Source organism: Marinitenerispora sediminis, from assembly GCF_003336425.1.
Taxonomy (GTDB): domain Bacteria; phylum Actinomycetota; class Actinomycetes; order Streptosporangiales; family Streptosporangiaceae; genus Marinitenerispora; species Marinitenerispora sediminis.
Window position 1 is genome coordinate 12,272 of the sequence record NZ_QEIO01000057.1, and the last position, 19,886, is coordinate 32,157.

Consider the following 19,886-nt stretch of genomic DNA (forward strand, 5'->3'; position numbering starts at 1 on the left):
CTCGCCGAAGACCGGACACACAGCGAGCCCGGACGGAGAAGCTTCCAACCACACCCGTCCGGGCTCATCACCGAGAAAGGGCCTTCCATGACGGACGACCACAACCTCGACGTCCCTGTCTACCACGCCCCGCCTGCAAGCGCCGGGCCCGTGGCTGCCAGTGCGCCACTGCGCCCCTTCTACATCGACCTTTACGACGAAGACTCCGACGACTACGTGCACGCCTACTTCGGCGTGACCGAGCCCGGCGGCGCCACCATCATCCGGTCGATGACCTGCGGCGGCATCATCTCGCCACGCAGTGCGGAGTCCTTCGCCCGACGGCTGTGCGGCGAGGTCGTCTGGACCTGACCGCAGAAACGCTCCGGCCGTCCGCCCGGAGGGGCGGACGGCCGGAGCGGCGGTCTCTGGAGGAGACGGGGCGGAGGGGCGGCGGTCAGGCCGCCGGCTCGTCGGCGGACTCGGCGGCGGCGGACCTCTCGGTGTGGCGGGAGACCGTCTCGGTCAGTTTCCGGGCGAGGTCCTGCGGGGTGAGCCCCATCTCGGCGAGGATCGCCTCGCGCTTGGCGTGGTCGAGGAACTCCTGCTCCACGCCGAAGGTGCGCACCGGGATGTCGAGGTCGGCGTCGCGCAGCGCCCGGGCCACGGCGTCCCCGACCGCGCCCACGCGGCCGTTGTCCTCCACCACGGCGACCACGCTGTAGCGCGCGGCCTCCTCGACCAGCGCCGGGTCCAGGGGCTTGACCCAGCGCGGGTCGAGCACGGTGACGCCGATGCCCTGGTCGGCCAGGCGGTCGGCGACCTCGCAGCAGGTCTCCGCCATCGTGCCGACCGCCACCAGCAGCAGGTCCTCCTTGCCGTTCACGCCACGGGAGCCTGTCGAACGGCCGCCGTCGGCCGCGCTGCGCAGCACGTCCATCGAGCCGACCTTGCCGACGGCGGGGATGTCCGCACCGACCGCGGTCTTGGGGTAGCGCAGCACGGTGGGGCCGTCCTCCACCGCCACCGCCTCGCGCAGCAGTTCGCGCATCCGGGTACCGTCGCGGGGCACCGCGATGCCGAGGTTGGGGACGACCTGCAGGATGCTCAGGTCCCACATGCCGTTGTGGCTGGCGCCGTCGTCGCCGGTGATGCCCGCGCGGTCGAGGGCGAACGTGACCCCCTGCCGGTGCAGGGCCACGTCCATGAGCACCTGGTCGAAGCAGCGGTTGAGGAACGTGGCGTACACCGCGACGACCGGGTGCAGGCCGCCCATGGCCAGGCCGGCGGCCGACGTGGCGGCGTGCTGCTCGGCGATGCCGACATCGTAGAGCCGGTCGGGGTAGGCCTCGGCGAACGCGGCGAGGCCGGTGGGGTGCAGCATGGCGGCCGTGATGGCGACGATGTCGTCGCGCTCCGCGCCGAGCTTGACCATCTCCTCGCTGAACAGCGATGTCCAGCTCACACCGGACTTCGGCTTGGCCACACCGGTCTCGACGTCGAAGGCGCCGAGCGAGTGGAACTGGTCCTCCTCGTGGTTCTCGGCCGGCGGGTAGCCCTTGCCCTTCTGGGTGATGCAGTGCACGATCACCGGGCCGCCGAAGTCGCGGGCGCGGCGCAGCGCCTTCTCGACCGCCTGGGCGTCGTGGCCGTCGATGGGGCCGAGGTACTTCAGCCCGAGGTCCTCGAACATGACCTGGGGCTGGATGGCGTCCTTGAGGCCCTTCTTCAGGCCGTGCAGGGCCTCGTACAGCGGCGGGCCGACCACGGGGGCGCGGTTGATGGCGGTCTTGGCCATGTCGAGCACCTGCTCGTAGCCCTGCGTCACACGCAGGGTGGCGAGGTGGTCGGCCAGTCCGCCGATGGTGGGCGAGTAGGAGCGGCCGTTGTCGTTGACGACGATGACGACCCGGCGGTTCTTGCCCTCGGCGATGTTGTTCAGCGCCTCCCAGGCCATCCCGCCGGTGAGCGCGCCGTCGCCGATGACCGCCACGACGGCGCGGTCCCGGCGGCCGAGCACCTCGTTGGCCTTGGCCAGCCCGTCGGCGTAGGAGAGCGCGGTGGAGGCGTGCGAGTTCTCGATGAAGTCGTGCTCGGACTCGGCGCGCGCCGGGTAGCCGGACAGCCCGCCGGCGCGGCGCAGGCCGGAGAAGTCCTGGCGGCCCGTGAGGATCTTGTGTACGTAGGACTGGTGCCCGGTGTCGAAGAGGATCGGCTCGCGCGGGGAGTCGAACACCCGGTGCAGCGCGATGGTGAGCTCCACGACCCCGAGGTTGGGACCGAGGTGGCCTCCGGTGCGCGAGACCTCCGAGACCAGGAACTCCCGGATCTCGCCGGCCAGCTGAGGGATCTGGTCGGCGGTGAGTCTCTTCAGGTCCTGCGGACTGCGGACCGCCCCGAGCAACGTCACTCTCGTCATTCCCCTCGTCTGCGGAACTACCTGTCGTGCCAGTGGTGCGGGCGGTGTCTTCGCGTTCCGCCACGCGGGCGGTTTTTGCGTTCCGCCACGCAGGCGGTTTTTGCGTTCCGCCACGCAGGCGGCCCACCCACACGCACCGGTTACCGAGTGTAGAAGCCGCGATGGGCGGCTTTTGCCCGAACCTATCTCAGTCATGCGGCGAGGACTCGGCGCCCGCTCCGCCTTCCTGCCCGGCCGGTCCGGCGGAGGCCTCGCGCCGCATGCGGGTGAGCTCGTCCGCGATGGTGGCGACGGTCCAGTGCGCGTTCAGCCCACTCGGGTTGGGCAGGACCCAGACCGGCGTGTCGGCGATCCGGTCGGGCTGCGGACCGACCTGGGCGCGCGGCCGGGCGAACGCCTGCCGGTAGGCGGTGACCCCGAGGACGGCGAGGACGCGGGGCCGGTACTCACGCAGCAGGCGGGTCAGCCGCCGCCCGCCCTCGCGCAGCTCCTCGGGGGTGAGCTCGTCGGCGCGCGCGGTGGCGCGCGCGACCAGGTTGGTGATGCCGAACCCCCACTCGGGCAGCAGGTGCTGCTCGGCCGGGCGCAGCAGCCGCGGGGTGCAGCCGGACCGGTGCAGGGCGGGCCAGAACCGGTTGCCGGGCCGGGCGAAGTGGTGTCCGGTGTAGCCGGAGTACAGCCCGGGGTTGATCCCGCAGAAGAGCACGTCGAGGCGGGGGCCCAGGACGTCGGGGATCGTGCGGCCGTGCGCGGCGGCCAGCTGCTCGCGGGTGGGTCGTGGCGGGGCCGCCGGGGAGGTGGTCATGGAGCTCCAGGGTATGCCAGGGCGGCCGACCCCGCCCCGGACCTCAGATCCAGTGGAGCGCGGAGCGTGCGACGAGCAGCGCGCCCGAGACCGCCACGAGCGCCAGCAGGGTGCGCCGCAGGACGGCGCCGTCCAGCACCCGGCGCACGGGGCGGGCCAGCAGGAAGCCGGCGACGGCGAAGGGGACGAGGGCGGCCCCCGCCGCCGCCTGGCGCGCGTCGAGCTGCCCGCCGGCCGCGAGGGCCGCCAGCGAGGCCGCCACCCCGACCGCGAAGTACCCGCCGAGGGTGGCACGCACCGTCGGTCCGCGCTCCCGCTGGTAGACGAGGGCGATGGGCGGCCCGCCGACCGACGTCGCGGTGCCGGTCACGCCCGAGACGGCCCCGGCGACCCCCAGGGTGACGGGAGTCGGCCGCAGCCGGATCCCGCTCGCCGTCAGCGCGGCGGCGGCCAGCACCAGCACGCCCACGGCGAGGCCGAGGGCGTCCGCCGGGAGCGCGGCCACCACCCACACTCCGGCCGCCGTTCCGGGTACGCGGCCGGCGAGTGCCCAGCCGACGCCGCGCCAGTCCATGTGCCGCCACTCGGCGGCGACCGTCAGCAGGGGGAGCACGGCGGTGACGACCAGCACCGAGCCGGGCATCAGGCCGGGGTCGAGCAGCGCCACCACCGGCGCCGCGACGAGGCCCAGGCCGAGGCCGACCCCGCCCTGGACCACGGCGCCGACCAGCACGGCCGCGCCGGCGACGAGGAGGAACGACCATTCAGGCATCGGCCCGGGATCGTACCACCGGGGTGAGGGGCCGGCGCGGGCGGCGCGTTCCCCGGGCCGGGCCGGACACACCGCGTGACATTATGTGGGCATGAGTTACCGAATGCGGGGCTTTGTGACACTGCTCCCCCCGTCCGTGCTCGTCCTCGCCCTCGGTCTCGCCGCCGGATGCGCTCCCGCGTCCGACGTGCAGAGCGCCTCGGGAGCGGAGGAGGAGCCGGCCGCGGCCGCCCCCGTCCCGATGCCGGCCGACCCGGTGTGGGACTACCAGATCGGCGGCGGCTACCCGCCGGCCGAGGACGTGCAGGTGGTCCTGCGCGACCGCGAGGACGAGTCCGAGCCCGGCCGGTACAGCGTCTGCTACGTCAACGGCTTCCAGGCGCAGGAGCACGAGAACGAGTGGTGGGTCGAGAACCACCGCGACCTGCTGCTGTGGGACGCCGACGGCGAGCCCGTCATGGACGACTTCTGGGACGAGCAGTTCCTCGACCTGCGGACCGAGGAGCAGCGCGACGACCTGGTCGAGATCATGGGCGGCTGGATGGCCGGCTGCGCGGCCGCGGGGTTCCAGGGGGTGGAGGTCGACAACCTCGACTCCTATACCCGCTCGGGCGGGCTGATCGGCGAGGAGGCCGCGTTCGCCTACGCGCGACTGCTCGTCGAGCGGGCGCACGCCGAGGGGCTGACCATCGGCCAGAAGAACGCCGCGGAGGCCACGGCCCTCGGCGTCGACGCCGGCTTCGACTTCGCGGTGGCGGAGGAGTGCGCGCGCTGGGACGAGTGCGCCAGCTACGCGGAGGCCTACCCGGGCCGGGTCCTCGACGTCGAGTACCGCCGGGAGGACTTCGAGACCGCCTGTGAGCGGGACGCCGGCATCGTCTCCGTGATCCTGCGCGACCTCGACGTCACGCCCGAGGGGGACCCGGCGCACGTGCGCGAGGTCTGCTGAGGTCCGAAGGGGCCGCTGGTCTCCGCGGACGCCGCGGGGCCGCGCCCGGCCGAGCGGGCGGCGCACAGTGTGCGCCGCCCGCTCCGTCTCCCGGGGACCGGGCCGGCAGGCGCGCTAGATCTCCTGCTCGGGCAGCTCCAGGCCGGGCACCTCCCACTCCCAGACGGGGACGTCCTCGTCCACCGGCACGCGGACCAGGTCGACGTCGAGGCCGCCTCCGCCGGACGTGCCGCTCTCCGTCCGGTCCGACCGGCGCCGCGCCTGCGGCACGTAGATCATCATCCCGGCGGCCCATTCGTTCTGCGTCCCCGTGCGGTGCGCTCCCGACATGTCCACTCCCCCGTCCCCGACGTGCGGCCGGCCGTCCTCGCCCCCGAGGGGCCGCTCTCTCCAGCGTGCCCGCCGGGGGCCCGCTCCGAGCAGGGGGAATACCGGAAAATTCCGAGATCCTGGCCTGCGCCGTACCCAGAAGCGGCGCCCCCGGGGAGCCGTCACCCGGGGACGCCGCGGCCGGTCGCGCCGGCAGGGATGGGAGTGAGGGGGCGGCGCGACCGGCCCCGCGCGGTGCCGGCCGGTCAGCCCCGGGCGTGCGCCCGGCGGCTGCGGCGCGACACCGCGTCCAGGATCACCGCGATCAGCAGCACGGCCGCGGTGATCATGTAGCGGACGGAGGAGTCCATCTGCAGCAGGTACAGTCCCGAGGTGATCGCCCCCAGGACCAGGCCGCCCAGCAGTGCCGAGTAGGCGCTGCCGCGGCCGCCGAACAGGCTGGTGCCGCCGATGACCGCCGCCGCGATGGCGAGCATGAGGACGTCGCCGCTGCCGCTGGACTGGCTGACCGCGAAGCCCCGCGAGACGGCGAGGACGCCCCCGACCGCGGCCAGCGTGGAGGCCAGCGCGAACACCGAGATCCGGATGAGGTCGACGTTGATGCCGGCCCGCCGCGCCGCCTCGGCGCTGCCGCCGACCGCGAACACCATGCGGCCGTAGCGCGTCTTGCGCAGCACCAAGTCGAAGACCACCACGAACCCGAGGAAGATCAGGAAGGCGAGCGGCACCCCGTTCCACAGGTTGAGCACCGCGACCCCGCCGAACACCGGGACCGCGAGCAGCACGGTGCGCGCGATCACCTCGGCGGCGGACTTGGCCGGCAGCCCCGCGGCGGTGCGGCGCCGCTCGCCGAGCAGCGTCAGGCCCGCGTACAGGCCCACCGCGGCCACGGCGATCCCCCAGCCGACGGCCGGCACGAAGTAGGTCTGGGTGAGGTAGGCGATCGCACCGTCGTAGGGGACGTTGATGGTGCCGTCGGAGCCGAGCAGGTAGAGCTGGGCGCCCTGCCAGCCGATGAGGCCGGCGAGGGTGACGACGAACGCCGGAACGCCGACCTTGGCGAAGACCGTCCCGTGCACCACCCCGATGAGGGTGCCGGTGAGCACCGCCAGCGCGATGGCGGCCACCTCGGGGATCCCGTGGTTGACCGCCAGGACGGCGAGCACCGCGCCGGAGACCCCGGAGACCGAGCCGACCGACAGGTCGATCTCGCCGAGCAGCAGCACCATGATGACGCCGCACGACATCAGCCCGGTGGAGACCACCTGGAGGGTCAGGTTCGACAGGTTCTGCGGGGACAGGAAGTTGCTGTTCAGCGACTGGAAGACCGCGCAGATCACGATGAGCCCGACGATGACCGGCAACGCCCCGAGTTCGCCGCCGCGCAGCCGGCGCAGCGCCGCCGCGACGAGCCCCCGGGGTGAGGAGCCGGTCACGATGAGCCGCGGGTCCGGGGCCGGGGCGGCCTCCCCGGCCACGGGGGTCTGCTGAGCCATCACGCTTCCTCCGATCCCGGCACCGCGACGCGTCCGGCCCGCCGCGCCACGGGGTTGTCCGCGGCCCCCGTGATCGCCGCGACGATCTCCTCGTAGCTGGTGTCCTCGACCCGGAAGTCGCCGGCGTTGCGCCCCAGCCGCAGGACCATCGCGCGGTCGGCGACCGCGCGCACGTCAGCCATGTTGTGGCTGATCAGGATGACGCCGAGCCCCTGGTCGCGCAGGCGCTCGATCAGGTCGAGCACCTGCGCGGTCTGGGCGACCCCGAGCGCGGCGGTCGGCTCGTCGAGCATCACCACCTTGGGCTCGCCCAGCAGCGAGCGCGCGATCGCGATGATCTGGCGCTGCCCGCCCGACAGCGAGGCCACCGGCACCCGCAGGCTCGGGATGCTGACCGACAGCGAGTCGAGCAGCTCCCGGGCGCGGCGCTCCATGCCGACCTCGTCGAGCACGCCGGCGGTGCTGCGCTCGCCGCCGAGGAAGAGGTTGGCCACGATGTCGAGGTTGTCGCACAGCGCCAGGTCCTGGTAGATCGTGGCGATGCCGAGCTGCTGGGCGTCGGCGGGCCGGGCCACGGTGACCGGCCGGCCCTCCCACAGCAGGGTGCCGGTGTCGGCGGGGTTGACGCCCGCGATCACCTTGACCAGCGTGGACTTGCCGGCGCCGTTGTCGCCGAGCAGCGCCACGACTTCGCCCGGGTGGACGCGCAGGCTCACGTCGGAGAGCGCCTGCACGGCCCCGAATCTCTTGGATATCCCGGACAGCTCCAGGACTGGTTCACTCATCGTCTTTCCTCACCTGCGCCCGTGAAGGGGGTGTGCGTCACCGGCCGCGCGTCCGGGTCAGGACGCGGCCTGCGTGCAGAAGTCGGTGTCGGCGTAGGCGTCCGTGCAGATCTCCTCGATGGTGTAGAAGCCGTCGGAGACGACGGTGTCCTCGATGTTGTCCTCGGTGACCACGACCGGCTCCAGCAGCACGGCCGGGACGGTCTCGCCCCCGGCGTCCTCGACCTCGACGAGCCCGAACTCCCCGCCGTCGTACTCCTCGCCGGTGGCCGCCGCGATGGCCATCTCGGCCGCCGTGCGGGCCTCCGGCTGGATGGCCTTGTAGATGGTCATGAACTGGTCGCCGGCGATGATGCGCTGGATGGCGGCGAGTTCGGCGTCCTGGCCGGTGACCGGCGGGAGCTCCTCCACGCCGGCGCTCTTCAGCGCGGCGATGACGCCGCTGGCCATCCCGTCGTTGGCGGAGTAGACGCCGTCGATCTCGTCCGCGCCGATGGAGGTGATCGCCTGCTCCATCTGTTGCTGGGCCCGGTCGGGGGACCAGTCGGGGGTGTCGTACTCCATGCCGATGGACACCTGGCCGTCGAGGACCTCGTGCGCGCCGGCCTTGTAGTCGGCGGCGTTGGGGTCGGTCGGCGAACCGTTGATCATCACGATCTCGGGGTCCTCGCCGGCGCCCTCGGCCTCCAGGGCCTCGATGAGGGCCTGTCCCTGCACCGTGCCGATGGTGCGGTTGTCGAAGGAGACGTAGTAGTCGACGCCGCCCTGGGCGAGGCGGTCGTAGGCGACCACGGGGACGTTCTGGCTGCGCGCCTGCTGGACGATGCTGGCGGCGGCCTCGGCGTCGACGGCGTCGAGGACGAGCACGTCGACACCCTCGGTCAGCATCGCCTCGGCCTGCGACTGCTGCTTGGCGGTGTCCTGGTCGGCGTTCTGGTAGGCGACCGTGCAGTTCGGGCAGAGTTCGGCGATGGCCTCCTCGAAGTAGGGGCGGTCGAACTTCTCGTAGCGCGTGGTCTTCGACTCGGGCAGCAGCAACCCGACCTGGAAGCCCTCCTCGACGGAGGCGTTGGCGCCGCCCTCTCCCCCGCCGCCGCCGGTGGTGGTTCCGCATCCGGTGGCCGTGAGCGCCAGGATCGCCGCGGCGGCGGCCGCCGCGCCCGGCAGCGCGCGCCGCCAGCGCGGGGTGGCGGCGGTTCTGCTTCGCGTGTTCACAGGTCTGACCTCCTCGTCGGTCCACCTCTCGGGGGATGACCGCGACCCGGGCGATGTGCGGTGGGTCACTCGGTGGACGTGCGTGCAGTCAAACTCTTCGCAACCTTGTCGTCAAGCCTTGAACACATCACTGTAATGTCACAACGTGTTCATTCAAGCAGTGAACAAAGTGTCCGCGCAGGTCAGAGCGGGTCGGGGCCGGTCCGCCCCGCTCGGAGCGGACCGGGGCCGGCAGGGGCCCCGGCGGCCGGCCGCCTCAGCCGGCCGTGCCGAGCAGGGCGAGCCGCAGCGCGCCGCGCAGCGCCGCCCGGCCGCCCAGTTCGCCGCGGACCAGGCGCAGCTGGCGCAGCGCGCTGCCCAGCGTGGCCATCTCCATGGCGCGCCGCATGGGTTCCAGCAGCAGCTCGCCCGCCTCGGCCAGCTCCCCGCCGACGACGACCATCTGCGGGTTGAACGTGTTGGCGACGACGGACACGCCGCGGCCGAGCGCGGCCCCCGCCTCGGCGACGATCCGGCGGCAGCCCGGATCGTCGTTGCGCGCCGCCGCCACCAGGCCCGGCAGGGTCGAGGGCGTCGCGATGTCGGCGGTGTGCGGGACCATGTTCAGCAGGTAGGGCGCGCCGACCAGCGTCTCCAGGCAGCCGCGGTTGCCGCAGCGGCACACCTGGCCGCGCTCGTCCAGCCCCATGTGCCCGATCTCGCCGGCGGTGCCGCCCGCTCCGCGGAACAGCCGGCCGCCCACGATGAGCCCCGCCCCCACGCCCTCGGAGGCGGTGACGTGCACGACGTGCTCCAGGCCCTGCGCCGATCCCTCGGCCGCCTCGGCCATGGCGGCGAGGTTGGCGTCGTTCTCCGCCAGCACGGGCAGCCCGAGCCGCTCCGACAGCTCGGCCGCCGGGCGGTACCCCGCCCACCGGGGCATGCAGGTGATGCTGCCGATCTCGCCGGTGGCGGCCTCGATGGGGCCCGGCACCGCGGCTGCCACGGAGGTGACCATGGACCGGTCCACCCGCGCCGCGATGAGCAGCGTCTCCGCCAGCCACACGGCGCGCCGCACCCCCCGGTCGGGGTCGGCCGCGACGTCGTATCCGATCGCCTCCTCCAGGAGGGTCCGGCCCTCGCTGTCGCCGAGCGCCACCCGCAGCCGCGAGTAGCCGAAGTCGATGCCGACCACGACGCCGGGCTGGCGCACCAGGGAGACCGCCCGCGCTCGCCGGCCGTTGGAGGAGGTCTCCCGCACCGACACCACGCCGGTCCCGCGCAGGTCGCGGACGATATTGGACACGCTCGCCGCGGACAGGCCGGTGCTGCGGGCGATCTCGGCCTGGGTGAGGGTGCCGCCGTCGCGCAGCGCGGCGATGACGCGTTGCCGGTTGGCCCGGCGCAATGCCGCCTGCGACCCGGGCGTCACCTCGGCGTCCGTGTCCACGGCTCCTCCTGCGTGTGTCGGCTGCGAGCGTGCTGGTGACAGCGAGCTTACAAGCCTTGAAGGCAGCAGGCGCCCACGGGCGCTCGCTACCCCGGAGCCGCCAGGCCGTAGAGCCGGCCGATGGCGGTGGCGGCCTCAAGCGCCAGCCGCGCCGACTCCACCGGCCGCGCGCGCAGGAAGGCGGACGCGGTGCCGAGCGCGCGGCCGAGGCGGCCGGTTCTGGGCCGGTCCCGGGTGACCTCCTCCTCGACATGGCTGACCGCGGCCACGTAGTCGGCCTGGTCGACGTGGTCGAGGCCGAGGTCGGGCAGCGCGTCCCACAGGCGTTCGACCAGCGCGCCGAGCTCGCCGCCGGGCGGGCCGGCGGCCTGCCGCGCGGCCCCGCGGTCGCCCACGACGAACTGGTTGCCCGATCCGCTGTTGTGGATCACGGTGTGGTAGCCGATCGGCGCATCGTCAGCACCGCGGCGGTCACGCCAGGCGTTCACACATCCCCCCGATGGCACGCTCGACGGTAGGTCCGGCCGGCGGGCGGCAGCGCGGCGGCTCCCCCGCCGCCGCGGCCGCACACCAGCCGTGACCAGCATATTCGTACACACGTTCGATGTCCAGCGGCGGGTTACACTGCCGCCATGCCCGTACTCTCAGCCGCGGCCACGACACTGTGCGCCGACATCGCCGCCCTGCTGCGCGCCGCTCCCGCCCGGGCGGGCCGACACCGCGTCCTGGCGATCGAGGGCCGGTCCGGTGCCGGCAAGTCCTGGCTGGCGGACCTGCTCGCGAACCGCCTGGCCGCACCCGTCCTGCGCATGGACGACCTGTACCCCGGCTGGGACGGGCTGGCCGCCTCCCCGCCGCTCGCCCGCCGCTGGATCATCGAGCCGCTGCTCGCCGGAAGCGCACCGCGCTGGCGCCGCTACGACTGGGAGCGCGGCGAGCCGGGCGCGTGGGAGCACACCCCGGTCGCCGGCACGCTGCTCATCGAGGGATGCGGATCGGGCGCCACCGAGCTGCGCGCCCACCTGTCGCTGCTGGTGTGGGTCGACGCGCCCCCGCCGGTGCGCGCCGAGCGGCTGGCCCGGCGCTTCGACGCGGCGGTGTACTCGCCCTACCACGAGCTCTGGCGCCGCCAGGAGGACGCCTTCTACGCCCGCCACCGGGTCCGCGACCACGCCGACGTGATCGTCGACAACGCCGCCGCGGCCGGATGAGCCGCGTGGTGGTTCGATTCCGCGCCGCGGGTAAGGGAGACGGTGTGGAGGCAGGGCGCGGAGCCACCGGCGGGGGACGGCGAGGCGCACGGCGAGAGGAGGCGTCATGCTCTACGGTGCCGAACACGTCCGGCGGTACGTGGAGACCGACGGCAGGGAGGGCCACGACTGGCGCGGTGCGCAGGTGCTGATCCTGACCACCACCGGGCGCCGGACCGGCCAGCAGCGCAGTACCCCGCTGATCTACGGGCAGGCCGGCGACGACTACACCGTGGTGGCCTCGATGGGCGGAGCCCCGGAGCACCCGCAGTGGTACCGCAACCTGGTCGCCGACCCGACCGTGCGCGTCCAGGTCAAGGGGGACGTCTTCACCGCCGAGGCCCGCACCGCCACGGAGGAGGAGAAGGCCCGGCTGTGGCCGGAGATGGCGCGGATCTGGCCGGACTACGACGAGTACCAGGCGAAGACGGACCGGTCCATCCCGCTGGTGATCCTGCGGCGGGTGTGAGCCGGGGAATTTCCGACAATGCCCATCATTGGCGATGGCCGACCCGAGAATCCGTCTGCCGCTGCCCAGGGGGTCTCGCCGACGCGTCGTCACACGCTGGGGTCTGAGGCGCGGGCGATCAACAGCCGGTGAATAACTCCCACTGGACGCCGCCACACGGGAAATCATCGTCTTCGTGCTGTTGACGTACCTCGACGAGTCTTTCACGAAAGACCGCTACTATATCGCCGGATTGGCGTGTCCGGAACACGAGGCCATTCCACTGGCCCTCGCCTTGGACCACATCGTTCAGGAAGCCACCTCCGCCTATGCCACCGACCCACGGGCCGAACTGCACGGCCACGCGCTCTTCCACGGCAAGGAAGACTGGACATGCATCGCCCCGAAGGTCCGCGCACGTATCGGCCATTTATGACAAGTGCCTGCGCGCGGTGGGCGCTCATGACGTGAGAATTTTTTCGAGGGCTCGACATTCCGCGGCTGCGTCGTCGCTACGCATGGCCGGATCCGCCGCACTCGATCGTGTTGCAGCATGTCATGGAACAGGTCAACAGCTTTGCCCGGGCCGAGAAAGAACACGTGCTGATCATTGCCGACGAGGTCGCCGATCAGGACGACCACAGGCAGAAGCTCTGGGAATACAAACGAGACGGCACTCCTGGATACCAATCCAGTAAGCTCGACCGGATCGTGGACACGATTCACTTCGCGCCATCGAAAGCGAGCAGGCTACTCCAGGCCGTCGACCTGATCGCGTTCCTGCACCGGCGCCGTGAGACCCACGTGGAGACCGACGATCGGGCAAGGCGCGTGAACGACCGTCTGTGGTCACACGTCAAGATACGTGTCCAGCATGAACATGTCTGGTTGCCCTGACGCACAAAAGCCCCGCCTCAGCGGGGCCTTTGGCCTACCGGATTCCCCTTTGGGGCCTCCTGACAGGGACAATAGCAGCAGGGCGGTCAGCGGGCCAACGAGTACTAAAGATCGCGCTGCACTCCGGAACGAGGCCCACCGGAGAAGGGGGCGGCGCCGCCCCCTTCCCGTACCGTCCGGAACTACTTCGCGATCAGCTGCCGCAGCACGTACTGCAGGATGCCGCCGTTGCGGTAGTAGTCGGCCTCACCAGGCGTGTCGATGCGCACCACGGCGTCGAACTCGACGCCGCTGTCGGTGCTCACCTTCACCGTGGCCGGGACGCGGCCCTCGTTCAGCTCGGTCACGCCGGTGATGGAGAAGGTCTCCTCGCCGGTCAGGCCGAGGGAGTCGGCGGACTGCCCCTCCGGGAACTGCAGCGGGAGCACGCCCATGCCGATGAGGTTGGAGCGGTGGATGCGCTCGTAGGACTCGGTGATCACCGCGCGCACCCCGAGCAGGCGGGTGCCCTTGGCCGCCCAGTCCCGCGAGGAGCCGGAGCCGTACTCCTTGCCGCCGAGGACCACCAGCGGGATGCCGCGCTCGGCGTAGTTCTGCGCGGCGTCGTAGATGGTGGTCACCGGCGCGGCCGCCGGGTCGTCGGACTGGGTGAAGTCCCGGGTGAAGCCGCCCTCGGTGCCGGGCGCGATCTGGTTGCGGAGCCGGATGTTGGCGAAGGTGCCGCGGATCATCACCTCGTGGTTGCCGCGCCGCGAGCCGTAGGAGTTGAAGTCCCGGCGCTCGACGCCGTGCTCCTTGAGGTAGCGGCCGGCCGGGCTGTCCGGCTTGATCGCGCCCGCCGGCGAGATGTGGTCGGTGGTGACCGAGTCGCCGAGCTTGGCCAGCACGCGGGCGCCGGCGATGTCGGTGACCGGCGCCGGGGTGGCGTCCATGCCCTCGAAGTACGGGGGCTTGCGGACGTAGGTGGAGTCGGCCGCCCATTCGAAGGTGTTGCCGGTCGGCGTCGGCAGCGACCGCCAGCGCTCGTCGCCGGCGAACACGTCGGCGTAGGCCTGCTCGTACATGTCCGAGGCGATCGCGGCGTCCATGACCTCCTGGACCTCCTCCGGGGAGGGCCAGATGTCGCTGAGGAACACCGGCTGGCCGTCGGTACCGGTGCCGAGCGGCTCGGTGGTGATGTCGACGTCCATGGAGCCGGCCAGCGCGTAGGCGACCACCAGCGGCGGCGAGGCCAGGTAGTTCATCTTGACGTCGGGGTTGATCCGGCCCTCGAAGTTGCGGTTGCCCGAGAGCACGGCGGTCACCGCGAGGTCGTTGTCGTTGACGGCCTTGGAGATCTCCTCCGGCAGCGGGCCGGAGTTGCCGATGCAGGTGGTGCAGCCGTAGCCGACCAGGTTGAAGCCCAGCTTGTCCAGGTAGGGCGTCAGACCGGCGCGCTCGTAGTAGTCCGTGACGACCTTGGAGCCGGGCGCCAGCGAGGTCTTCACCCAGGGCTTGCGGGTGAGGCCCTTCTCCACCGCCTTCTTGGCCAGCAGGGCGGCGCCGAGCATGACCGACGGGTTGGAGGTGTTGGTGCACGAGGTGATCGCGGCGATCACCACGGCGCCGTGGTCGACCTCGGTCTCGGTGCCGTCGGCCAGGGTGACCTTGACCGGCTTGTTCGGGCGGCGCACGGCGTCGGCGCCGCTGCGGCCGGCGACCTCCCCGCCGGCCGGCTGCGCGCTGACCGCCGGGGCGTCGGAGGCCGGGAACGACTCGGCGGACGCCTCGTCCACGCCGTTCTCGATGCCGTCGTCGTGCACGTAGTCGCGCACGTTGCGGCGCCAGGTCGGCTTGGCCTCGGACAGCGCGATGCGGTCCTGCGGGCGCTTGGGGCCGGCGATGGAGGGCACGACCTCAGCGAGGTCGAGCTCCAGGTACTCGGAGTAGGCGGGCTCCCGGGACGGGTCGTGCCAGAGGCCCTGCTCCTTGGCGTAGGCCTCGACCAGGCCGGTCTGCGCCTCGCCGCGGCCGGTCAGCCGCATGTACCGGATGGTCTCCTCGTCGATCGGGAAGATCGCGGCGGTGGAGCCGAACTCCGGGCTCATGTTGCCGATGGTGGCGCGGTTGGCCAGCGGCACCGCCGCGACACCGTCGCCGTAGAACTCCACGAACTTGCCGACCACGCCGTGCTTGCGCAGCATCTCGGTGATGGTCAGCACGAGGTCGGTGGCGGTGGTGCCGGGCTTGAGCTCCCCGGTGAGCTTGAAGCCGACGACCCGCGGGATGAGCATGGAGATCGGCTGGCCGAGCATCGCGGCCTCGGCCTCGATGCCGCCGACGCCCCAGCCCAGGATGCCCAGACCGTTCTGCATGGTGGTGTGGGAGTCGGTGCCGACGCAGGTGTCGGGGTAGGCCTGGCCGTTGCGGACCATGGTCACGCGGGCCAGGTGCTCGATGTTGGCCTGGTGCACGATCCCGGTGCCCGGCGGGACGACCTTGAACTCGTCGAACGCGGTCTGCCCCCAGCGCAGGAACTGGTAGCGCTCGCGGTTGCGCTCGTACTCGATCTCGACGTTGCGCTCGAAGGCGTCGGGGCGGCCGAAGATGTCCACGATCACCGAGTGGTCGATGACCAGCTCGGCCGGGGCCAGCGGGTTGATCTTGGCCGGGTCGCCGCCGAGGTCGTTGACGGCCTCGCGCATGGTCGCGAGGTCCACGACGCACGGGACGCCGGTGAAGTCCTGCATGATCACCCGCGCGGGGGTGAACTGGATCTCCTGGCTGGGCTGGGCGGTGGGGTCCCAGGCGCCCAGCGCGCGGATGTGCTCGGCGGTGACGTTCGCGCCGTCCTCGGTCCGGAGCAGGTTCTCCAGGAGCACCTTCAGGCTGTAGGGAAGGCGCTCGGAACCCTCTACGGCGTCCAAGCGGAAAATCTCGTACGACTCGTCGCCAACGCGGAGCGTGTCACGGCTGCCGAAGCTGTTCGCCGACACGGTATTGCCTCCTGATCTCGCCACTTTCTTCCAGCATCCTGCCCTACCGGCGGCGCTGGAAAATCACTGAGGCCGCCCTAACGAGATCGTCCCCGAAGCGCCCGTCGCATGGCGGGACCGGCACCATCATGGCAGCCGGTCCACGCGTCGGCGGTCAACCCGGCGCACTCAGTGATTCGCCCTCATTTATCTCGACATCAAGCTATCCGAGGATGTATCTCGACATCAAGTTACCTGCGGCCGCAGGTCCCGGCGTATGCGGGGCCGGGGTCCGCCTGCGGCGCCGTCCGTACCGGATCGGCGCCGCTCACGGCCGCACCCGGCCGCCGCTACCGCAGCTGCGGCGCCACCTCGGAGGCGACGAGTTCCAGGTGGTCGAGGTCGGACAGGTCGAGGACCTGCAGGTAGACGGCCTCGGTACCGATCTCGGCGAACCGGCCGATCTTGTCCACGACCTCCGCCGGGCTGCCGGCCAGGCCGTTGGTCCGCAGCTCCTCGACCTCCCGGCCGATCGCGGCCGCCCGCCGGGCGACCTCCGCGTCGTCGCGGCCGACGCAGAGCACCTGCGCGGCGGAGTACACCATGGGCGCGGTGCGCCCCGCGGCGCGCACCGCCTCCCGGGTGCGCTCGTAGGCCGCGGCCGTGTCCTCGACCCCGGTGAACGGCACGTTGTACTCGTCGGCGTAGGCGGCCGCCAGGCGGGGCGTCCGCTTCGGACCGGTGCCGCCGACCAGCACCGGCGGCCGCGGCGACTGCGCCGGCTTGGGCAGCGCCGGCGCGTCGGCCAGCCGGTAGTGCCGCCCCTCGTAGGTGAAGGACTCGCCCGGCGGGGTCGACCACAGGCCGGTGATGACGGCGAGCTGCTCCTCATACCGGTCGAACCGCTCGCGGGCGGAGGTCGGGAACGGGATGCCGTAGGCCGAGTGCTCCTCGGCGAACCACCCCGCGCCGAAGCCGAACTCCACCCGGCCGCCGCTCATCTGGTCCACCTGCGCGACACTGATCGCCAGGGGGCCGGGGTGCCGGAAGGTCGCGGCCGTCATCAACGTGCCGAGCCGGATCCGCTCCGTCTCGCGGGCCAGCCCGGCGAGCGTGATCCAGGCGTCGGTGGGCCCGGGCAGCCCGTCGACGCCGCCCATCTGCAAAAAATGATCCGAGCGAAAAAATGCATCGAAGGCGAGGGCCTCGGCCGCCTTCGCCACGGTGAGCAGGGTCTCGTAGCTCGCGCCCTGCTGGGGTTCAGTGAAGATCCGCAAACGCATGGTGCCCATTCTCCAACCGCGCGCCGCCGCGGGCGACCAGGGCCCGCGGAGCGCCGCGCGGGCCGCGGCGCGTGCGGCGACCGCCCGCGGCCCCGGTACGCTCCCAGGACGGCCCGCGGGCGGCTCCGCCCGGCGCGCCCGTGAACCCGACCGCCCCCCGCACGCGATAGCCACCACGTGAAGCGGCCCGCACGCCGTGTCCCCGCCTCCGCGCGGGGGCACGACCGTGCCAGCCCCCTCGCCAGCCGGCCAGCGGCCCGCCCCGCTCAGCCCCGTCCCAGCACCGCCAGGCACTCCACGTGGTGCGTCATCGGGAAGGCGTCGAAGGCCCGGAGGTCCTCCAGCGTGTATCCCGCCGCCGCGAAGGCGGCGAGGTCGCGGGCCAGGGTGGCCGGGTCGCAGGACACGTAGGCGACGGCGCGGGGCCGCAGGGCGGCGAGCGCCTCCACCACCGCGCTGCCGGCGCCCGCCCGGGGCGGGTCCAGGACCGCGACGTCGGCGCGCAGGTCGGCCCATTCGCGCAGCCGCGAGGCGACGTCGCCGCGGTCGACCCGCGCCTGCGGGAGGTCGCGCAGGTTGTGCTGGGCGTCGCGGACCGCCTCGGCCTGGCCCTCGACCCCGAGCACCCGCCCGTCCGGGCCGACCGCCTCGGCCAGCGCGCCCGCGAACAGTCCGGCACCGCAGTACAGGTCGAGCGCGGTCTCCCCCGGCTTGGGCGCCAGGGCGGTGAGCACGGCGGCGGTCAGGGTCTCGGCGGCGGCGGGGTGCACCTGCCAGAACCCGCCGGCGCTGACCCGCCACTCGCGGCCGGCCGCCTGCTCTCGGATGCCGCGACGGCCCCGGATGGGCTGGGTGCGGCCGCCCTTGAACCGCCGCAGCATCGCCGAGGACGCCTTGGGGCGCGGCAGCGCCGGCTGCCGGGCGCCGCGCGGGGTGACGATGACCGCGCTGTCGGCGGTGCTCCCGGAGGCGACCGCCTCGACCTCGGAGACTCCCGGCCACCGCAGTTCGTGGACGCCCAGCCGGTCGACCTCCGGGTGGGCGATCAGGCACTCGTCGATGAGCTGCAGGTCGTGCGAGCGGTGGCGGCGCAGCCCGGCGGCGCCGTCGGCGTCGACCGCGAAGCGCACCCGGGTCCGCCAGCCGAGGCCGTCGGGGTGGCCCGGCAGCTCCTCGACCTCGACGTCGCGCTCGATGCCGGCGATGCGGCGCAGCTGCTCGGCGACCACCTGGGCCTTGATCCGGCGCTGCGCCTCCAGGGAGGCGTGCTGCCAGTCGCACCCGCCGCACTTGCCGGGACCGGCGAAGCGGCACGGCGCGCTCACCCGGTCGGGCGACGCCTCCAGCACCTCCACCGCGTCGGCGCGCAGGAAGCGCTTCGTCTCCTCGGTGACGACGACGCGCACCCGCTCGCCGGGGAGCGTGTGGCGGACGAAGACGACCTGGTCCTCGTGTCTGCCCACGCACCACCCGCCGTGCGCGACCCCGTCGACGCGCAGCTCGATCTGGGTTCCGACACGGCTCATGCGAAAGGACCTCCGGTGGTGGACGGGACTGCTGGGCTCGCGCGGGTGACCCCCTGCTAGCCACCGCCCATCTGCGGTAACTCTAGCCGAGGACGGGAGGGCCGCGTGTCGCCGCCGACCGGCCGCGCGACGGGGCCGCTCCGCCCGATTCCGGGGACGCCGCGGATGTGGTTGGGTATAACCGGAGGTCGGACCGTGCGCGGGCGCGGCTGCCCGCTGCCGCCTCGCCCGCCACCTGCTGTCTCGGGAGCGGATGACCGGTGCACATCGTCATATTGGGCTGCGGGCGGGTGGGGTCCACCCTCGCGCACACGGTGCAGGACATGGGCCACTCGGTCGCCGTGATCGACCGCGACCCGGGCGCGTTCCGCCGGCTGCGCTCCAGCGCCGCCAAGAGCGCCGTCACCGGGGTCGGGCACGACCGCGACGCGCTGGTCCGCGCCGGCATCGAGAACGCGGCCGCGTTCGCGGCGGTGAGCAGCGGGGACAACTCCAACATCATCGCCGCCCGGGTGGCGCGGGAGACGTTTGGCGTGCGGCACGTCGTGGCCCGCATCTACGACCCGCGCCGCGCCGAGGTCTACCAGCGCCTGGGCATCGCGACCGTCGGCACGGTGCGCTGGACTGCCGACACCATCCTGCGGCGGCTGCTCCCGGAGGCGAGCGGCGCCGACGCGCCGCTGTGGCGCGATCCGTCGGGGACCCTGGTGCTGACCGAGGTCCCGCTCACCGAGGCATGGGTGGGTGCGCCCGTGCAGCGCCTGGAGACCGCACTGCAGCTGCGGGTGGCCTACCTGGACCGCTCCGGCGAGATCGTACTGCCGCGCGGCGACGAGCCGCTGCGCTCCGGCGACGTCGTGCACGTGCTCCTGCGGGCCGACGCGCGCGACCGCGTGCTGGAGCGGCTGCGGCCCGGCCCGGCGGCCGGGCCCGAGGGGAGGTCGGTGTAGATGCGGATCGCGATCGCGGGCGCCGGCGGCGTGGGCCTCTCCATCGCCGGTGAGCTGGCGGACAACGGGCACGAGGTCCTGCTGATCGACCGCGACCCGCGGGCCGTGCGGGTCGACGCGGTGCCGCGGGCGGAGTGGCTGCTGGCCGACGCCTGCGAGCTCAGCTCCCTGGAGGACGCCCGGCTCGACCAGTTCGACGTGGTCGTGGCGGCCAGCGGCGACGACAAGGTGAACCTGGTGTGCTCGCTGCTGGCCAAGACCCAGTTCGGGGTCGGCAGGGTCGTGGCCCGGATCAACGACCCGGCCAACGAGTGGCTGTTCACCGACTCCTGGGGCGTGGACGTCGCGGTGTCGCCGCCCCGGCTGATGGCGGCACTCGTGGACGACATGGCGGGGGTG

20 protein-coding genes are annotated in these 19,886 nt (G+C 72.8%); 8 read left to right on the top strand and 12 right to left on the bottom strand.

Translation table 11 applies throughout. The features are described from left to right. Positions 1-87: 87 nt before the first annotated feature. A complete protein-coding gene (locus DEF28_RS13140; protein WP_114396057.1) occupies positions 88-351 on the top strand; it encodes a hypothetical protein in 264 nt (87 codons plus the stop codon). Between the two features lie 85 nt (positions 352-436). Here the strand turns inward: DEF28_RS13140 and dxs are convergent, their stop codons facing one another. The 3 genes from dxs to DEF28_RS13155 all read right to left on the bottom strand — a co-directional run bounded on the left by dxs (position 437) and on the right by DEF28_RS13155 (position 3,975). Next, on the bottom strand, positions 437-2,389 hold the full coding sequence (gene dxs, locus DEF28_RS13145; protein WP_114396058.1) for a 1-deoxy-D-xylulose-5-phosphate synthase: 1,953 nt from the start codon (positions 2,387-2,389) through the stop codon (positions 437-439). A 196-nt stretch (positions 2,390-2,585) separates the two neighbouring features. Next, positions 2,586-3,203 carry a G/U mismatch-specific DNA glycosylase gene (gene mug, locus DEF28_RS13150; RefSeq protein WP_114396059.1) on the bottom strand — a complete coding sequence of 206 codons (618 nt, stop codon included), beginning with the start codon at positions 3,201-3,203 and terminating at the stop codon, positions 2,586-2,588. A gap of 43 nt (positions 3,204-3,246) precedes the next feature. After that, positions 3,247-3,975 carry a sulfite exporter TauE/SafE family protein gene (locus DEF28_RS13155; protein WP_114396060.1) on the bottom strand — a complete coding sequence of 243 codons (729 nt, stop codon included), beginning with the start codon at positions 3,973-3,975 and terminating at the stop codon, positions 3,247-3,249. A 103-nt stretch (positions 3,976-4,078) separates the two neighbouring features. Between DEF28_RS13155 and DEF28_RS13160 the strand changes: the two genes are divergently transcribed. Then, positions 4,079-4,924, top strand: a complete 846-nt coding sequence (locus DEF28_RS13160) for an endo alpha-1,4 polygalactosaminidase (RefSeq protein ID WP_114396061.1) — start codon at positions 4,079-4,081, stop codon at positions 4,922-4,924. A 114-nt stretch (positions 4,925-5,038) separates the two neighbouring features. Here DEF28_RS13160 and DEF28_RS13165 read toward each other — a convergent pair whose 3' ends face one another. The 6 genes from DEF28_RS13165 to DEF28_RS13190 form a co-directional block, all read right to left on the bottom strand. Beyond that, the gene (locus DEF28_RS13165; protein ID WP_114396062.1) at positions 5,039-5,254 is read right to left on the bottom strand and encodes a hypothetical protein; all 216 of its coding nucleotides are present in this window, start codon (positions 5,252-5,254) and stop codon (positions 5,039-5,041) included. Positions 5,255-5,499: 245 nt separating this feature from the next. Further along, positions 5,500-6,750: a sugar ABC transporter permease gene (locus DEF28_RS13170; protein WP_114396063.1), complete on the bottom strand. Its 1,251-nt coding sequence runs from the start codon at positions 6,748-6,750 to the stop codon at positions 5,500-5,502. Beyond that, positions 6,750-7,535, bottom strand: a complete 786-nt coding sequence (locus DEF28_RS13175; protein WP_114396064.1) for an ATP-binding cassette domain-containing protein — start codon at positions 7,533-7,535, stop codon at positions 6,750-6,752. The genes DEF28_RS13170 and DEF28_RS13175 overlap by 1 nt, the downstream gene beginning before the upstream one ends. 57 nt (positions 7,536-7,592) lie before the next feature. Beyond that, positions 7,593-8,702 (bottom strand): ABC transporter substrate-binding protein, encoded by a 1,110-nt coding sequence (locus tag DEF28_RS13180; protein ID WP_114396077.1) that lies wholly within the window; start codon positions 8,700-8,702, stop codon positions 7,593-7,595. Positions 8,703-9,006: 304 nt separating this feature from the next. Further along, positions 9,007-10,179, bottom strand: coding sequence for an ROK family transcriptional regulator (locus DEF28_RS13185; protein ID WP_114396065.1), 1,173 nt, complete (start codon positions 10,177-10,179; stop codon positions 9,007-9,009). An 86-nt stretch (positions 10,180-10,265) separates the two neighbouring features. Beyond that, positions 10,266-10,667, bottom strand: a complete 402-nt coding sequence (locus tag DEF28_RS13190) for a hypothetical protein (RefSeq protein ID WP_114396066.1) — start codon at positions 10,665-10,667, stop codon at positions 10,266-10,268. 144 nt (positions 10,668-10,811) lie between these two features. Here DEF28_RS13190 and DEF28_RS13195 point away from each other — a divergent pair, with 144 nt between their 5' ends. The 4 genes from DEF28_RS13195 (at position 10,812) to DEF28_RS13210 (ending at position 12,774) form a co-directional block, all read left to right on the top strand. Continuing rightward, positions 10,812-11,390: a nucleoside/nucleotide kinase family protein gene (locus DEF28_RS13195; RefSeq protein WP_114396067.1), complete on the top strand. Its 579-nt coding sequence runs from the start codon at positions 10,812-10,814 to the stop codon at positions 11,388-11,390. Between the two features lie 106 nt (positions 11,391-11,496). Next, positions 11,497-11,898, top strand: coding sequence for a nitroreductase family deazaflavin-dependent oxidoreductase (locus DEF28_RS13200; protein ID WP_114396068.1), 402 nt, complete (start codon positions 11,497-11,499; stop codon positions 11,896-11,898). A gap of 175 nt (positions 11,899-12,073) precedes the next feature. Then, complete coding sequence (locus DEF28_RS13205) at positions 12,074-12,313, top strand: hypothetical protein (protein ID WP_114396069.1); 240 nt, start codon at positions 12,074-12,076, stop codon at positions 12,311-12,313. 65 nt (positions 12,314-12,378) lie between these two features. Further along, on the top strand, positions 12,379-12,774 hold the full coding sequence (locus DEF28_RS13210) for a DUF3800 domain-containing protein (protein ID WP_258861894.1): 396 nt from the start codon (positions 12,379-12,381) through the stop codon (positions 12,772-12,774). 182 nt (positions 12,775-12,956) lie between these two features. Here DEF28_RS13210 and DEF28_RS13215 read toward each other — a convergent pair whose 3' ends face one another. The 3 genes from DEF28_RS13215 to DEF28_RS13225 form a co-directional block, all read right to left on the bottom strand. Continuing rightward, a complete protein-coding gene (locus DEF28_RS13215; RefSeq protein WP_114396071.1) occupies positions 12,957-15,749 on the bottom strand; it encodes an aconitate hydratase in 2,793 nt (930 codons plus the stop codon). A gap of 329 nt (positions 15,750-16,078) precedes the next feature. Beyond that, positions 16,079-17,011: an LLM class F420-dependent oxidoreductase gene (locus DEF28_RS13220; RefSeq protein ID WP_114396078.1), complete on the bottom strand. Its 933-nt coding sequence runs from the start codon at positions 17,009-17,011 to the stop codon at positions 16,079-16,081. A gap of 266 nt (positions 17,012-17,277) precedes the next feature. Next, positions 17,278-18,537: a class I SAM-dependent RNA methyltransferase gene (locus DEF28_RS13225; RefSeq protein ID WP_114446146.1), complete on the bottom strand. Its 1,260-nt coding sequence runs from the start codon at positions 18,535-18,537 to the stop codon at positions 17,278-17,280. Positions 18,538-18,797: 260 nt separating this feature from the next. Here DEF28_RS13225 and DEF28_RS13230 point away from each other — a divergent pair, with 260 nt between their 5' ends. Together DEF28_RS13230 and DEF28_RS13235 are read left to right on the top strand one after the other, a co-directional pair. Continuing rightward, positions 18,798-19,487, top strand: coding sequence for a potassium channel family protein (locus DEF28_RS13230; RefSeq protein WP_114397567.1), 690 nt, complete (start codon positions 18,798-18,800; stop codon positions 19,485-19,487). Continuing rightward, positions 19,488-19,886: potassium channel family protein (locus DEF28_RS13235; protein ID WP_147281062.1), on the top strand; the 399-nt coding region annotated here is incomplete at its 3' end.

What these genes read in the sequence shown, in the direction of transcription:
- DEF28_RS13160 (WP_114396061.1), top strand. Translation starts at nt 4,079, where the DNA reads ATGCGGGGCTTTGTGACACTGCTCCCCCCGTCCGTGCTCGTCCTCGCC.
- DEF28_RS13195 (WP_114396067.1), top strand. Translation starts at nt 10,812, where the DNA reads ATGCCCGTACTCTCAGCCGCGGCCACGACACTGTGCGCCGACATCGCC.
- DEF28_RS13155 (WP_114396060.1), bottom strand. Translation starts at nt 3,975, where the DNA reads ATGCCTGAATGGTCGTTCCTCCTCGTCGCCGGCGCGGCCGTGCTGGTC.
- DEF28_RS13165 (WP_114396062.1), bottom strand. Translation starts at nt 5,254, where the DNA reads ATGTCGGGAGCGCACCGCACGGGGACGCAGAACGAATGGGCCGCCGGG.
- DEF28_RS13175 (WP_114396064.1), bottom strand. Translation starts at nt 7,535, where the DNA reads ATGAGTGAACCAGTCCTGGAGCTGTCCGGGATATCCAAGAGATTCGGG.
- DEF28_RS13220 (WP_114396078.1), bottom strand. Translation starts at nt 17,011, where the DNA reads ATGCGTTTGCGGATCTTCACTGAACCCCAGCAGGGCGCGAGCTACGAG.
- DEF28_RS13225 (WP_114446146.1), bottom strand. Translation starts at nt 18,537, where the DNA reads ATGAGCCGTGTCGGAACCCAGATCGAGCTGCGCGTCGACGGGGTCGCG.
- mug (WP_114396059.1), bottom strand. Translation starts at nt 3,203, where the DNA reads ATGACCACCTCCCCGGCGGCCCCGCCACGACCCACCCGCGAGCAGCTG.
- DEF28_RS13140 (WP_114396057.1), top strand. Translation starts at nt 88, where the DNA reads ATGACGGACGACCACAACCTCGACGTCCCTGTCTACCACGCCCCGCCT.
- DEF28_RS13170 (WP_114396063.1), bottom strand. Translation starts at nt 6,750, where the DNA reads ATGGCTCAGCAGACCCCCGTGGCCGGGGAGGCCGCCCCGGCCCCGGAC.
- DEF28_RS13200 (WP_114396068.1), top strand. Translation starts at nt 11,497, where the DNA reads ATGCTCTACGGTGCCGAACACGTCCGGCGGTACGTGGAGACCGACGGC.